This is a genomic window from Pseudomonas sp. JAI111 (assembly GCF_024809425.1).
In the GTDB taxonomy this organism is placed as follows: Bacteria; Pseudomonadota; Gammaproteobacteria; order Pseudomonadales; family Pseudomonadaceae; genus Aquipseudomonas.
The window spans coordinates 830,942-844,456 of record NZ_JANUCB010000001.1 but is presented as its reverse complement, the minus strand read 5'-3'; the positions used below and the strand labels follow the sequence as shown (position 1 = coordinate 844,456).

At 60.3% G+C, this 13,515-nt stretch carries 13 protein-coding genes and 1 riboswitch; of the genes, 8 read left to right on the top strand and 5 right to left on the bottom strand.

Features of this window, described 5'->3' with window-relative positions; all coding sequences use genetic code 11:
• The first annotated feature begins 146 nt into the window (after positions 1 to 146).
• Complete coding sequence (locus HNR03_RS04035; protein ID WP_222585297.1) at positions 147 to 1,523, top strand: pyridoxal-phosphate dependent enzyme; 1,377 nt, start codon at positions 147 to 149, stop codon at positions 1,521 to 1,523.
• On the top strand, positions 1,520 to 2,698 hold the full coding sequence (locus HNR03_RS04030; protein ID WP_208671908.1) for a cystathionine gamma-synthase: 1,179 nt from the start codon (positions 1,520 to 1,522) through the stop codon (positions 2,696 to 2,698). Before HNR03_RS04035 ends, HNR03_RS04030 begins: the two co-directional genes overlap by 4 nt.
• Before the next feature lie 63 nt (positions 2,699 to 2,761).
• Here the strand turns inward: HNR03_RS04030 and HNR03_RS04025 are convergent, their stop codons facing one another.
• The 3 genes from HNR03_RS04025 to purM are packed head-to-tail and all read right to left on the bottom strand — an operon-like array spanning position 2,762 to position 5,192.
• Positions 2,762 to 3,475: a DUF3108 domain-containing protein gene (locus HNR03_RS04025; RefSeq protein ID WP_222585299.1), complete on the bottom strand. Its 714-nt coding sequence runs from the start codon at positions 3,473 to 3,475 to the stop codon at positions 2,762 to 2,764.
• Positions 3,476 to 3,483: 8 nt separating this feature from the next.
• Complete coding sequence (gene purN, locus HNR03_RS04020) at positions 3,484 to 4,134, bottom strand: phosphoribosylglycinamide formyltransferase (protein ID WP_259151048.1); 651 nt, start codon at positions 4,132 to 4,134, stop codon at positions 3,484 to 3,486.
• Entirely contained in the window at positions 4,134 to 5,192 is a 1,059-nt protein-coding gene (gene purM / locus HNR03_RS04015; RefSeq protein WP_010456810.1) for a phosphoribosylformylglycinamidine cyclo-ligase, read from the bottom strand. The genes purN and purM overlap by 1 nt, the downstream gene beginning before the upstream one ends.
• A 383-nt stretch (positions 5,193 to 5,575) precedes the next feature.
• On the opposite strand from purM, the gene HNR03_RS04010 reads away from it, so the two are divergent.
• From HNR03_RS04010 to HNR03_RS03985, 6 genes are all read left to right on the top strand, one after another.
• Positions 5,576 to 6,637, top strand: a complete 1,062-nt coding sequence (locus tag HNR03_RS04010) for a DUF2066 domain-containing protein (RefSeq protein ID WP_259151046.1) — start codon at positions 5,576 to 5,578, stop codon at positions 6,635 to 6,637.
• A gap of 38 nt (positions 6,638 to 6,675) precedes the next feature.
• Positions 6,676 to 7,749, top strand: coding sequence for an AI-2E family transporter (locus HNR03_RS04005; protein ID WP_222585302.1), 1,074 nt, complete (start codon positions 6,676 to 6,678; stop codon positions 7,747 to 7,749).
• Positions 7,750 to 7,979: 230 nt separating this feature from the next.
• Positions 7,980 to 8,684: a DnaA regulatory inactivator Hda gene (gene hda / locus HNR03_RS04000; protein ID WP_010456804.1), complete on the top strand. Its 705-nt coding sequence runs from the start codon at positions 7,980 to 7,982 to the stop codon at positions 8,682 to 8,684.
• A 214-nt stretch (positions 8,685 to 8,898) separates the two neighbouring features.
• Positions 8,899 to 9,540: a C40 family peptidase gene (locus HNR03_RS03995; protein WP_222585303.1), complete on the top strand. Its 642-nt coding sequence runs from the start codon at positions 8,899 to 8,901 to the stop codon at positions 9,538 to 9,540.
• A 222-nt stretch (positions 9,541 to 9,762) separates the two neighbouring features.
• Entirely contained in the window at positions 9,763 to 10,302 is a 540-nt protein-coding gene (locus HNR03_RS03990; protein WP_222585304.1) for a C40 family peptidase, read from the top strand.
• Between the two features lie 22 nt (positions 10,303 to 10,324).
• Positions 10,325 to 10,978, top strand: a complete 654-nt coding sequence (locus tag HNR03_RS03985) for a class I SAM-dependent methyltransferase (protein ID WP_259151044.1) — start codon at positions 10,325 to 10,327, stop codon at positions 10,976 to 10,978.
• Positions 10,979 to 11,090: 112 nt separating this feature from the next.
• Here the strand turns inward: HNR03_RS03985 and HNR03_RS03980 are convergent, their stop codons facing one another.
• Together HNR03_RS03980 and HNR03_RS03975 are read right to left on the bottom strand one after the other, a co-directional pair.
• Positions 11,091 to 12,404 (bottom strand): sorbosone dehydrogenase family protein, encoded by a 1,314-nt coding sequence (locus HNR03_RS03980; protein ID WP_259151043.1) that lies wholly within the window; start codon positions 12,402 to 12,404, stop codon positions 11,091 to 11,093.
• A gap of 67 nt (positions 12,405 to 12,471) precedes the next feature.
• A complete protein-coding gene (locus tag HNR03_RS03975; RefSeq protein ID WP_259151041.1) occupies positions 12,472 to 13,056 on the bottom strand; it encodes a hypothetical protein in 585 nt (194 codons plus the stop codon).
• Between the two features lie 154 nt (positions 13,057 to 13,210).
• Positions 13,211 to 13,442, top strand: a riboswitch (cobalamin riboswitch).
• The last annotated feature ends 73 nt before the right edge of the window (positions 13,443 to 13,515 follow it).

Sequence of the window (13,515 nt, the reverse complement as noted above, 5' to 3'; positions counted from 1 at the left end):
GCCGGCGATGTGACCGGCCAGCCGCAGAAGGTTGCGGAGGAGGCAATCCGTGCCTATGTTCCATGCGAGGCATTACCGGCGACTGGCAGCAATTTCATCGTCCGTCGCTGTCCATCCAATGCGGATTTTCGCAGTGAGGTTACGACATGCCAAACGACTCCCGCCCTGCCGTGCTCGAACTGATTGGCAATACGCCGCTGGTGCGCGTAAGCCGCTTTGATACGGGTCCCTGCACCCTGTTTCTCAAACTCGAATCACAAAACCCCGGCGGCTCGATCAAGGACCGTATCGGCCTGGCGATGATCGACGCCGCCGAACGCGATGGCCGTTTGCGTCCTGGCGGAACCATCGTCGAGGCCACTGCCGGCAACACTGGCCTGGGCCTGGCCCTGGTCGGTCGCGCCAAGGGTTATCGGGTGGTGCTGGTGGTGCCGGACAAGATGTCCACCGAGAAGGTCTTGCACCTCAAGGCGATGGGCGCCGAGGTGCACATTACCCGCTCGGATGTCGGCAAGGGCCATCCCGATTATTACCAGGACGTGGCGGCGCGACTGGCGCAGGAAATTCCCGATGCCTTCTTCGCAGATCAGTTCAACAACCCGGCCAACCCGCTGGCCCACGAGTGCAGCACCGCGCCGGAAATCTGGGCGCAAACCCAGCATGACCTCGACGCCATTGTCGTCGGTGTCGGTTCGGCCGGCACACTGACCGGCTTGACCCGGTTCTTTCAGCGCGTGCAACCGAACCTTGAGATGGTGCTGGCCGATCCGGTCGGTTCGGTGATGGCCGAATACAGTCGCAGCGGCATCCTCGGCAAGGCCGGTTCGTGGGCGGTGGAGGGCATCGGTGAAGACTTCATTCCGTCGATTGCCGACCTGTCCAGCGTGCGCCACGCCTATTCGATCAGTGACGAGGAAAGCTTCGATCACGCCCGTCAATTGCTGCGCGCCGAAGGCATTCTCGGTGGCTCGTCGACCGGCACATTACTGGCGGCAGCGCTGCGTTACTGCCGCGAGCAAACCGAGCCCAAGCGCGTTGTCAGCTTTGTCTGCGACACCGGCACCCGCTATCTGTCGAAGGTCTACAACGATCAGTGGATGAACGATCAAGGTCTGTTGCAGTACAAGCGCTATGGCGACTTGCGCGACCTGATTGCGCGGCGCTTCGAGGACGGCCGGGTGATCAGCGTCGGCCCTGACGACACGCTGCTGACGGCTTTCCAGCGCATGCGTCTGGCGGATGTGTCACAACTGCCAGTGTTGGCGGACGGAAAGCGCCTGGTCGGGGTGATCGATGAGTCCGATATTCTGCTGGGGGTACACGAAGACGCTTCGCACTTGCGCTTGCCTGTGTCCAGCGCCATGACCGAGACGTTGCAAACCCTGCCTGCCGCCGCCAGTCTGGCCGAATTGCAAGCGGAGCTTGATCGCGGGCTGGTGGCGATCATCGCCGATGCTTCGGGGTTCCACGGTTTGATTACCCGAGTCGACATGCTCAATCACTTACGGAGATCCCTTAAATGAGTCAACACGATGAAACCGCTGCGCCCCGTGCCTTCGGCACCCGTGTGATCCATGCCGGACAGACGCCGGACCCTACCACCGGCGCGTTAATGCCGCCGATTTACGCCAACTCCACTTATTTGCAGCAGAGTCCCGGCGTGCACAAGGGTTTCGATTACGGGCGTTCACATAACCCGACCCGCTTCGCGCTGGAACGCTGCGTGGCGGACCTTGAAAGCGGCACCCAGGCGTTCGCGTTCGCCTCGGGGCTGGCGGCGATTTCCACGGTGCTGGAGTTGCTCGACGCGGGCTCGCACATCGTTTCCGGCAATGATTTGTATGGCGGCACTTTTCGACTGTTCGACAAGGTACGCAAACGCAGTGCCGGGCATCGGTTCAGCTTTGTCGATCTGACGGACCTGGCGGGATTCGAAGCGGCACTGCAGCCCGAGACGAAAATGGTCTGGGTCGAGACGCCCAGTAATCCGTTGCTGAGCCTGACCGACCTCGCCGCTGTCGCGCGTATCTGCCGCCAGCGGGGCATCATCTGTGTCGCTGACAACACGTTTGCCAGCCCCTGGATACAGCGTCCGCTGGAGCTGGGCTTCGACATCGTTTTGCACTCGACCACCAAGTACCTCAATGGTCACTCCGACGTGATCGGCGGCATCGCGGTGGTTGGGCAGAACCCGGAACTGGCCGAACGCCTGGGTTTCCTGCAGAACTCGGTCGGCGCGATCGCCGGGCCGTTTGATGCGTTCCTGACCCTGCGTGGGGTGAAAACACTGGCGCTGCGCATGGAGCGCCATTGCAGCAACGCGTTGGAGCTGGCGCAATGGCTGGAGCGTCAGCCGCAGGTGGCGCGCGTCTACTATCCGGGGTTGCCGTCGCACCCGCAGCACGAACTGGCCCGGCAGCAGATGCGCGGATTCGGCGGGATGATTTCCCTCGATCTGAACAGCGACCTGGCTGGGGCCAGGCGCTTCCTTGAAAACGTGCAGATATTCGCATTGGCCGAGAGCCTGGGCGGGGTGGAAAGCCTGATCGAGCACCCGGCGATCATGACTCACGCCACCATTCCCATTGCGACCCGCGCGCAGCTTGGCATTGGTGATGCGCTGGTGCGCTTGTCCGTGGGGGTCGAGGATGTCGAAGACCTGCGCGCCGATCTGGCCCAGGCGTTGGCGAAAATCTGAAAAACAGCAGGCATAAAAAATCCGGAATCCTTGGTGGATTCCGGATTCTTGTGTCGAACCGGATCAGCTGCCTTTAACAGTCTTGCCGTTGACCGTACCGTCCAGGAGCATGATGTTGTACTCCTTGCCGTCGGTTTCAACCTGTTGCAGGCGGACCAGCAGGTAATCCCAGTCCTTGGCGAACCACAGCACGGTGATGCGCTTGCTTTGCGTCGGGTCACGCACGCGCTCGACCTTGACCGCATCGATCTGACCAGCCTTGGTGTCGACTTTTTCCGAACCCAGCACGCGGAAGTCATAGGTATCGACTTCGCCGCCATCGACAACCTGATAGCTCATGCTTTTCTTGCCAGCGGCCACGTCGTGTTGCAGGGCCAGCTGATAAGTGGATTTGTCGACCATGCCGCGGTTAAGCGGGACCTTGACCGGGTCACCGCGATCGGTGCCGGTGACCATCTTGTTGGTCCAGTCGAAGTCCAGGTCGGCTTTCTTGGCTTTGCCCAGGCCACCGCGTTCGAAGTGGTAGGACTGTGGCAGCAAGGTGTCCTTGTCCAGAGTCAGGGTGCTTTCTTCGGTCAGGCTGGCGATCATCATCGACGCCTTGAAGCTGAGCTTCCAGGCCCCGTTCGCTTGCTTGGTCAGGCTGCGTTCAGCGGTGCCGCTCATGGGCAGCTGTTTCCAGTCGGCAGTGTAACTGGCGGAGAAGGGTTGAAGTTCTGCAGCCTGCGCAAACGGCAGGGCGAGCAGAGCGCAAGCGAAGAGCAGGGCGCGACGCATAAAATCTCCTAGGTTCGAATCAAGTGGCCGCTGGCCGCGAGTAACTTTCCATCCAGTAAAGCACCTTGCTCGCCGAGCGCTAAACGCCCTTCGGCAAACCAGCGTACGGCCATTGGGTAGATCAGGTGTTCTTGAGCATGGACCCGCTGCGCCAGACTCTGCGGCGAGTCATGCAACTCTACCGGTATTACTGCCTGTACGACCAGTGGTCCGCCATCGAGTTCCTCGGTGACGAAGTGCACGGAGCAGCCGTGCTCGGTGTCGCCGGCCTCCAGCGCGCGCTGATGAGTGTGTAACCCTTTGTATTTGGGCAGCAGCGAGGGATGGATATTGAGCAGGCGACCCGCGTAGTGGCGCACGAAGTCAGCGCTGAGAATGCGCATGAAACCGGCCAGTACCACGAGTTTGGGATTGAAAGCGTCGATCAGTTCGATCAGCCCGGCATCGAAGGCCTCGCGGCCTTCGTAAGCCTTGTGATCCAGGAAGCGGGTTTCGATACCCGCATCCCTGGCGCGTTGCAGGCCGTAGGCGTCGGCGCGGTTGGAAATCACCGCAGCGATGCGGACCGGGCTGTCGCCGGTCCGCGTGCTGTCGATCAAGGCCTGCAAGTTACTGCCGGTGCCGGACAACAGCACCACCACATCACAGGTCTGGGACATCAATGAGCCTTGAGGTTCTTCAGTTCAACCTGAGCTGCGCCTTCGGCAGCGGTGGCGATCTGACCGATGACCCAAGGCTGCTCGCCGGCTTCACGCAGTACGTTCAGCGCGGTTTCAACGTGCTCTTGAGCGACGCAGATGACCATGCCCACGCCGCAGTTCAGCACGCGGTGCATTTCGTTTTCGTCGACGTTGCCTTTCTCTTGCAGCCAGTCGAATACGGCAGGACGGGTCCAGCTCGCAACGTCAACCACCGCTTGCGCGCCTTTTGGCAGTACGCGCGGGATGTTGTCCAGCAGGCCACCACCGGTGATGTGGGCCATCGCCTTGACCGCGCCGGTGTCCTTGATCAGCTTGAGCAGCGGCTTCACGTAGATGCGGGTCGGGGCCATCAGCAGGTCGGTCAGCGGTTTGCCGTCGAGCTGGATGTTTTCGATGTCTGCACCGGACACTTCGATGATCTTGCGGATCAGCGAGTAACCGTTGGAGTGCGGGCCGGAAGATGGCAGGGCCAGCAGGGCATCGCCAGCAGCGACTTTGGAGCCGTCGATGATTTCGGATTTTTCCACGACGCCGACGCAGAAACCGGCCAGGTCGTAGTCTTCGCCTTCGTACATGCCTGGCATTTCAGCGGTTTCGCCGCCGACCAGGGAGCAGCCGGACAATTCGCAGCCTGCACCGATGCCGGTCACGACCTGGGTCGCGGTTTCGACGTTGAGTTTGCCGGTGGCGTAGTAGTCGAGGAAGAACAACGGCTCGGCGCCGCAGACCACCAGGTCGTTAACGCACATGGCCACCAGATCGATGCCGATGCTGTCGTGCTTGTTCAGGTTCAGTGCCAGGCGCAGCTTGGTGCCAACGCCGTCGGTGCCGGAAACCAGCACGGGCTGCTTGTAGCCGGCCGGGATTTCGCAGAGGGCGCCGAAACCGCCCAGGCCGCCCATGACTTCCGGGCGCGCAGTGCGCTTGGCGACGCTCTTGATGCGTTCGACCAATGCTTCACCGGCGTCGATGTCTACACCGGCGTCCTTGTAGCTCAGGGAGGGTTGCTTGCTCATGATCCAGGCCTTTAGGGGGGATTCAGGGGTAACGACCGAGTCCAGTGGGACCGCTGAAACTAACGAAGGCGAGTGCCGTCCGCGAATTTCAGGGTGCCCGGCTGTTGCCGGTCTGCGAAGGCGCGCGATTTTATCAGGCTTGAGGGGCAGCGGCCATCCTCAGGCCGACGGCAGGGGCATATCGGTTGAAAAAAACCGTTATTGCCCGTGTTGGTCGCCTCCTTGATGGCTGTATAAGGTATCGCGATTAACCGTCTATCGTTATGACAGTGCGAAAACTTCGTCAGATCGTGGTGAATGTTTTGCGCAGGGCCGTGGTCACAGCCTTGCTCGATCGTCTTCATGCGGTCTGTTCCAGCCGCTCTTGTCGTCAGGAATCTTCCATGCGTTTTATGTCCAGATATGTGTTTGCAGGCTGTTTGTCACTGGTCAGCCTTGCGAGTCATGCCGAAACCGTCAAAGGCCTTTATCAGGTGCGTGAGCCGGTCAGCAGTCAATCGACCGAGGAGCGTGATCAGGCGACACAGCGCGCGCTGGACACACTGGTGTTGCGCCTGACAGGCGATCCGAAGGCGGTGCAAAGCCCGGGGCTCGCCCCGTTGCGCAAGGACCCGCAGCAGATCATCAGTCAGTACGGTTTTGACGCCGGCCCGCCGCAAGTGCTGAAAGTCGATTTTGACCCGGCAACCACCGAGCAGGCGCTGCGCCGGGCCGGGCTGTCGTTGTGGGGCGCGAATCGGCCGTCGATTCTGAGTTGGTGGCTGACCGACTCCGCCGAGGGTTCCAGCCTGGTGGGCGATGGCCAGGCCAGCGCCGCGCCGCTGCGTCGCGCGGCTCAACACCGTGGTCTGCCGCTGCGATTGCCGTTGGCGGACTTGAGCGAACAACTGGTCGCCACGGCACCCAATCTTGAAGGCACGGATGCGACGCCACTGCGCGCTGCATCGGACCGTTACAACGCTGACGCCTTGCTCGCGGTGCATGCTCGTGAAGAGGGTGGTCAGTGGCAAGCCAAGTGGAATTTTTGGCTGGGCGACAAGAAAGAGGCGGGCAGCGTGCAGGGCGCGGATCAGGCCGCTGTGGCCGATGCGGTGATGCTGGCAGTGAGTGAGCGACTGGCGCCGCGGTTTGTCGTCAAACCGGGTGCTTCGGGGGAACAATTGCTGGAAGTCCAGGGCATGAACCTGGAGCGATACGCCGCGCTCGGGCGCTTGCTGGAGCCGTTTGGCGCGCATCTGCAAAGCGTCGACGGTGAGCGCATTCTCTATCGGGTCAGTGGCAGCGTTGAGCAGTTGCGTTCGCAGCTGTCCCTGGCGAAGTTGCAAGAGGTTCCGGCTGGTCAGGCACCTGCACCGGCGACGCCTGTACAACCGCTGGCCGAGGGTTCGGCGCCAGTGGTCGCGCCAACCCCGGCACCGGTGCCGCAGCTGCGATTCCGTTGGTAAGGTTTTCTTTCTTTATATAGATGCATATGGAGTGGTACATGGCCGATACGCGGCGTTGGTTCTGGTTGGGTGGAGTGGTTCTGCTCTGCGCGTTTGTCTGGTTGTTGCATCCGATCCTCACACCATTTCTGGTTGCGTTGTTGCTGGCCTATCTGTTCGATCCGCTGGTTGACCGGCTGGAGAAGGCCGGCCTGTCACGCACCTGGGGCGTGGTGGCGGTATTCACGCTGTTCAGCCTGATCTTCACGACGCTGCTGCTGGTGTTGGTGCCGATGCTCGCCAAGCAGTTGTTTCGCTTGTATGAACTGGCGCCGCAAATGCTCGACTGGTTGCAGCACACCGCACTGCCATGGGCGCAGTCGAAATTCGGGCTGTCGGATAACTTCTGGAAGTTCGACAAGCTCAAGGCGGCGATCAGCGAACACATGGGCCAGACCACCGACATTGTCGGGGTGGTGCTGAGTCAGGCAACAGCGTCGGGCCTGGCATTGATCGGCTGGCTGGCCAATCTGGTGTTGATCCCGGTGGTGAGTTTCTACTTGCTGCGCGATTGGGACGTAATGGTGGGCAAGATCCGCGGCTTGCTGCCTCGGGATCGTGAAGAGCGTGTCGTCATTCTCGCGGGCGAGTGCCACGAGGTGCTTGGGGCGTTTGTTCGCGGGCAATTGCTGGTGATGCTGGCGTTGGGCGTGATTTACGCTACCGGGCTGATGCTGCTGGGGCTGGAGCTGGGGTTGTTGATCGGAATGATCGCAGGCCTGGCGGCGATCGTGCCGTACATGGGCTTTGTCATCGGGATCGGCGCGGCATTGATTGCCGGACTGTTCCAGTTCGGTGGTGACCTTTACCCCATGCTGGGTATCGTCGCGGTATTCATGGTCGGGCAGGCGCTGGAAGGGATGGTGCTGACGCCGCTGTTGGTGGGTGACCGGATCGGTTTGCATCCGGTAGCGGTAATCTTCGCCATTCTGGCGGGTGGCGAGCTGTTCGGTTTTACCGGTGTGCTGCTGGCATTGCCGGTGGCCGCGGTCATCATGGTTCTGGTGCGCCATGTGCATGATTTGTATAAGGATTCCGATATGTACAGTGGGGTCGACGAACCGGAGCTGTAAGGTGCGTTGATGACCCGTCGCGGGCGGCCCGGTTTCATGCCGGGCTGACCTGCTTCCCTTGCGCCGCTGTCACATCCCCCGCCAAAGAAACTGTCATAAAACCCGGGCGCTAACGCAAACCTTTGATTTTGCTTATGGTCTGTCGCATTGTGCGACCCGCCTCACGGGTATAAACTTCGCAAACTTTACACAGAGGCCACTAACGGTTCCTTTGGAACTGTTCAGTCAGCATGAAACCGATTCAGCTGCCCCTAGGTGTGCGTCTGCGTGACGACGCTACCTTTATCAATTACTACCCAGGCGCCAATGCCGCTGCACTCGGCTATGTCGAGCGGCTATGCGAAGCCGATGCCGGCTGGACCGAAAGCCTGATTTATCTCTGGGGCAAGGACGGGGTAGGGCGTACGCATCTGTTGCAGGCGGCTTGCCTGCGCTTCGAGCAACTGGGGGAGCCTGCGGTGTATCTGCCGTTGGCCGAGCTGCTGGATCGCGGCATCTCGATCCTCGATAACCTTGAACAATACGAATTGGTCTGCCTGGATGATTTGCAGGCGGTCGCCGGCCGTGCGGATTGGGAAGAGGCGCTGTTCCATCTGTTCAATCGTCTGCGCGACAGCGGTCGACGTCTGCTGATTGCGGCCTCGACTTCGCCACGGGAATTGCCGGTCAAGCTGGCGGACCTGAAATCGCGCCTGACACTGGCTCTTATTTTCCAGATGCGTCCGCTCTCGGACGAAGACAAATTGCGTGCCCTGCAGCTGCGTGCTTCCCGTCGCGGCCTGCACCTGACCGATGAGGTCGGGCATTTTATTTTGACTCGCGGCACCCGCAGCATGAGTGCACTTTTCGAGCTGCTTGAGCGCCTCGATCAGGCCTCTCTTCAAGCTCAGCGCAAGCTGACCATTCCGTTCCTGAAAGAAACTTTAGGCTGGTAAAACCCAAGCCTGGCTGGGGTTTTGGCATATTTCAGGCGCCAGAAAACGCGCTTTCCTACAGGCTGTAGGCTGCGCAGGCGTCTAAAAGGGGCTTAAGCGCTTAGATGTTTACGCGAAACCGGGAAGTCACATAAAGTTCGATTGAATTTGCAAATGAGGATGATAGCGGGCATAGTCGCGGCTTCTTCACAACTAATCAGCCACGGTCGTGCCCATGCTAAAGCGCTTCGCACCCCTCGTGCCTCTCGCACTCGTCACCCTGTTGTTCGGTTGCGCTGCCCACTCTCCAGTGTCCCAGCAAGAGCAACAACAACAGTTCAAAAATTCAATGACCGCCCAGTCTTCTTCCGTTCTTTTCCAGGAAGAGCTTTACCAAGACGGCGTGGCCACCGATAAAGAACTGGCAAACTTCGCCGATGGCAAGTCATACCAGCTTCCGGTTCTGGCCGACAGCATCCTCGAACGTGGCATGTCCCTGATCGGTACCCGTTACCGTTTCGGTGGCACCTCCGAGGCTGGCTTCGATTGCAGCGGTTTCATCGGCTATCTGTTTCGTGAACAGGCCGGCATGAACCTGCCGCGTTCCACTCGCGAAATGATCAACGTCGACGCGCCGCTGGTGGCTCGCGGTGCGCTGAAGCCGGGTGACCTGCTGTTCTTCGCCACCAATGGTCGTCGCGGTCGTGTCAGTCACGCCGGGATCTACCTGGGTGACAATCAGTTCATCCACTCCAGCAGCCGCAAAAGCGGTGGTGTCCGGGTCGATAGCCTGGGCGACAGCTACTGGAGCAAGACCTTCATCGAAGCCAAGCGCGCCCTCGCGATGGCCCCGACCATGGTCACCGCGCGCAAGTAAATATTCAGTCTGTCGCCACCTCGGTGGCGACAAAACGTCTCTCCGCAAGGGAGTAGACGGACAACTTGTAAGGCGAACTTAAAGTCTTACTTGAAGTTTGGCCCATAGGCGCTAGAATCCTGATCTATTATTGATGGCAAACCGCCTGCGTCCTGCGCAGGCGGTTTTCTTTTCAGCCCTTTCGGCAGAAAAAAGTCGCCGCCAGATCAGGATGTTCTGTTTATGACTATGTCGGCCCGCCTCGCACTCATGTTCTTCGCAGCGCTGCTCAGCGCCTGCGCCAGCCATGCACCGCCGCCTGCTCCGGTGGTGGTCCGGGCGCCGATTGTCTTCGGCAATCCGCAACCCTTTTCGCCCGAGGCGGAAGACGTGCTGTTCCGCGCGCTCGGCCTGGTGGGTACGCCGTATCGTTGGGGCGGCAACACGCCGGATTCGGGTTTTGATTGCAGCGGCCTGATCGGCTACGTCTACCGTGATGTCACCGGCATTTCCCTGCCGCGCACCACTCGCGAGTTGATCACCATGCAGGCGGCCAACGTTGGCAAGGAAGGCCTGCAAACCGGCGATCTGATTTTCTTCGCCACCAACGGCGGTTCCCAGGTCAGCCATGCCGGGATTTACGTCGGCGAAGGTCGTTTCGTCCATGCGCCGGCCACCGGCGGCACCGTGAAGCTTGACAGCTTGTCCAAGGCTTATTGGCAGAAAGCTTATCTGAGCGCCAAGCGCGTTCTGCAGCCTGAGCACTTGGCGCGCAACCCATAACGTTCTCTCCGAGGAGGGTGTCATGACCGCTCGCACACTCAATCTCGATGATTTCCTGTATCAATACCTGCTCGACGTTTCCCTGAGGGAAACGCCGCTGCTCAAGCGCCTGCGTGATGAAACCCAGGCGCTGCCGATGGCTCGCTGGCAGGTGGCGCCAGAGCAGGGGCAGTTCCTCGCTTTGTTGATCAAGCTCATGGGTGCCAGGCGCGTGCTGGAAGTCGGTACGTTCACCGGTTACAGCGCCCTGTGCATGGCCGCAGCGTTACCCGATGACGGTTCGTTGATTTGCTGTGATATTCCGGGCGACTACAACGCCATCGCGCTGCGCTACTGGCAGGAGGCGGGCTTGGGCCAGCGGATCGATCTGCGTCTGGCGCCTGCACTGGAAACCCTTGCTTCACTGGATCAGCCCGGGCAGTTCGATTTGATCTTCATCGATGCCGACAAGTCCAACTACCCGAATTATCTCGAGCATGCATTGCGTCTGTTGCGCGTCGGCGGTCTGGCGGTGTTCGACAATACGCTGTGGAGCGGGCGAGTGCTGGAGAACAATCCCGAGAGTGCGGACACGCGAGCCATCCAGGCGCTCAATCGTGCCTTGAAGGATGACTTGCGGGTGGATCTGTCGTTGTTGCCATTGGGTGATGGGCTGACGCTCTGCCGCAAACGCTGATCCCTGTGGGAGCGGGCTTGCCCGCGATTGCGGTGGGTCAGGTAGCATGAATGTTGAATGTGCCGACCTCATCGCGGGCAAGCCCGCTCCCACAGGTATGCGTACATTGCAGTTACTTCGCGGTCGAAACGCGCCACACCTTGTTCCCGACATCATCGGCCACCAGCAAATCCCCTTGCTGATCGATCACCACGCCCACTGGCCGCCCCATGGCTTTCTCGTCCTTGTTAAGGAACCCGGTCAGCACATCCACCGGCTTCCCGTTCGGTTTACCTCCTGCGAACGGCACAAAAATCACTTTATAACCACTGTGCGGCTCGCGGTTCCATGAGCCGTGCTGGCCGATGAAGGCGCCTTCCTTGAATTGCGCCGGCAGTGTGTTGCCCTCGGCGAACGACAATCCCAGCGACGCGGTGTGCGGGCCAACCGCGTAATCCGGTGCGATCGCCTTGGCCACCAGGTCCGGGTTTTGCGGTTCGACGCGTACATCGACGTGCTGGCCGTAATAGCTGAAAGGCCAGCCGTAAAACGCGCCATCCTTCACTGAGGTGATGTAGTCCGGCACCAGGTCGCTGCCGATTTCGTCGCGCTCGTTGACTGCCGTCCACAGGGCGCCGGTGTGCGGCTCCCAGGCCAGGCCGTTGGGGTTGCGAATGCCCGATGCGAAGATTCGGTGATTACCGGTGGCCCGATCGACTTCCCAGATCGCCGCGCGACCTTCTTCCTTGTCCAGGCCATTTTCACCGACGTTGCTGTTGGAACCCACGGTGACATACAGCTTGCTGCCATCCTTGCTGGCGATGACGTTTTTGGTCCAGTGGTGATTCAGCGTGCCACCTGGCAGATCGACCACTTTGATGGGCGGCGACTTGATTGCCGTGTCGCCATTTTCATAGTGAAAGCGCAGCAAGCGGTCGGTGTCGGCGACGTACAGGTCATTGCCGACCAAGGTCATGCCGAAGGGCGAGTTGAGGTTCTCCAGGAACACCGTGCGGGTTTCGGCAATGCCGTCATGGTCCTTGTCTCGCAGCAAGGTGATGCGATTGGCGCTGGGGACGCCAGCGCCGGCACGGCTCATGACTTTTTTCATGACCCAGCCTTTAACGCCTTTGCTGTCATCGGGTTTGGGTGGCGCGTTGGTTTCAGCCACCAGTACGTCGCCGTTGGGCAGCACATAAAGCCAGCGCGGGTGATCGAGTCCTTCGGCGAACGCGGCCACTTGAGTGCCCGCCGCGGCAGTGGGTTTTGCACCGGCTGGCCAGCCGATCGCCGGGGCGATGTTCACCGTCGGAATCAGGGTTTTGTTCGGTTCGGGCAGCTTGGGTGACGGGCCGGTGCCGTCGGTGACTTGCAGGCTGGAGGTATCACCACACGCGGCGAGCCCTCCTGCGAGCGCGATAACGAGAACGAGCTGGGGCTTGCGCATACTGATCTTCCCTATGAATGCAGTGACTTAATCATAGAGAAGATCAGTGGTGCGATGGTTCAACCCATCAGCCGCGGGCTTCCTTGAGCAGCACGGCGATGCCGGGATGATAATTGCCGGCTTCGCTGCGCAACTTGCGGTAGGCGTAAGGGAAATACCAGGCCACGGCGCAGCAGTGTTCCTTTTGCAGGTCGTCGACCATGTCCTGAAGTTCTTCCGGTGTCGCGCTTTGCTGGGCCTTTTGCGGCGCCACGAACAGGCAGCCGAGTTTCAGGTCGCTGGCGTAGCTGATACGTTTGGCATCGCAGGTAATGTCCTGCAATGCCTGCGTCAGGTTCAGGTTGTTGACCCGTGGCCAGCGTTGAGTGGCCTGGAGGTAGGCGCGCTCCTCGGGGGAGGCGATAAACAGATCCGCGCGAGCATTGCGTTCGCCTTCTTCGGTTTGCTTGCGCGTCGGGGTCTGTTGCAGCGTGACCGTTTCCGCCATCCACGCCGCGGCAGCGAGCAGGCCAAGGTTGGCTTTTTCGTCGTACCAATAAGGTGTGTCGTTATCACCGCGCACCGCGTTGTAGCGGTCGATACAGTCAAACCAGCGCTCCAGTACCGGGCGCAGGAATTCCAGCTTCGGATTGCTGATGATCATGCCTTGCATGTGGCTTACCCTTGTTATTGTGATGTGGGATTGTGGCTCTTTGATATCATTGCGGCGTGCATGGCACAAGATTGGCGTCATATTTTTGATCGGCGGCCGATATTCGCCGGGCGGCAACCCGGCTTTAATTGACGCTCCACCCCCAACCCTCTAACCTTCGCGGCTTGTTTCAGGTGCTCTGTGACCTTGGTCGACAGAGTGAAACAGGGAAGCCGGTGAGTGCGTTGGTTCAACTCATGAACAGCACGATCCCGGCGCTGCCCCCGCAACGGTAAATGAGTGAAAAGCTGCGCTTTGAGCCACTGTGTCGACTGACATGGGAAGGCGCGCAGTCAGGCGAACGCCGCTCATGAGCCCGGAGACCGGCCTGATTCATCCAGCGGCATCACGGTGGGCGATGCCAGGCTTCTTGCCGTCTATTCTTGTGCCTGCCCGCCGTTATCCAGCCTCAACGGAGAG

What these genes read in the sequence shown, in the direction of transcription:
- HNR03_RS04005 (WP_222585302.1), top strand. Translation starts at nt 6,676, where the DNA reads ATGGCCGATACGCGGCGTTGGTTCTGGTTGGGTGGAGTGGTTCTGCTC.
- HNR03_RS04025 (WP_222585299.1), bottom strand. Translation starts at nt 3,475, where the DNA reads ATGCGTCGCGCCCTGCTCTTCGCTTGCGCTCTGCTCGCCCTGCCGTTT.
- purN (WP_259151048.1), bottom strand. Translation starts at nt 4,134, where the DNA reads ATGTCCCAGACCTGTGATGTGGTGGTGCTGTTGTCCGGCACCGGCAGT.
- HNR03_RS04010 (WP_259151046.1), top strand. Translation starts at nt 5,576, where the DNA reads ATGCGTTTTATGTCCAGATATGTGTTTGCAGGCTGTTTGTCACTGGTC.
- HNR03_RS04035 (WP_222585297.1), top strand. Translation starts at nt 147, where the DNA reads ATGCCAAACGACTCCCGCCCTGCCGTGCTCGAACTGATTGGCAATACG.
- HNR03_RS03995 (WP_222585303.1), top strand. Translation starts at nt 8,899, where the DNA reads ATGCTAAAGCGCTTCGCACCCCTCGTGCCTCTCGCACTCGTCACCCTG.
- hda (WP_010456804.1), top strand. Translation starts at nt 7,980, where the DNA reads ATGAAACCGATTCAGCTGCCCCTAGGTGTGCGTCTGCGTGACGACGCT.
- HNR03_RS04030 (WP_208671908.1), top strand. Translation starts at nt 1,520, where the DNA reads ATGAGTCAACACGATGAAACCGCTGCGCCCCGTGCCTTCGGCACCCGT.
- HNR03_RS03985 (WP_259151044.1), top strand. Translation starts at nt 10,325, where the DNA reads ATGACCGCTCGCACACTCAATCTCGATGATTTCCTGTATCAATACCTG.
- purM (WP_010456810.1), bottom strand. Translation starts at nt 5,192, where the DNA reads ATGAGCAAGCAACCCTCCCTGAGCTACAAGGACGCCGGTGTAGACATC.
- HNR03_RS03980 (WP_259151043.1), bottom strand. Translation starts at nt 12,404, where the DNA reads ATGCGCAAGCCCCAGCTCGTTCTCGTTATCGCGCTCGCAGGAGGGCTC.
- HNR03_RS03975 (WP_259151041.1), bottom strand. Translation starts at nt 13,056, where the DNA reads ATGCAAGGCATGATCATCAGCAATCCGAAGCTGGAATTCCTGCGCCCG.
- HNR03_RS03990 (WP_222585304.1), top strand. Translation starts at nt 9,763, where the DNA reads ATGACTATGTCGGCCCGCCTCGCACTCATGTTCTTCGCAGCGCTGCTC.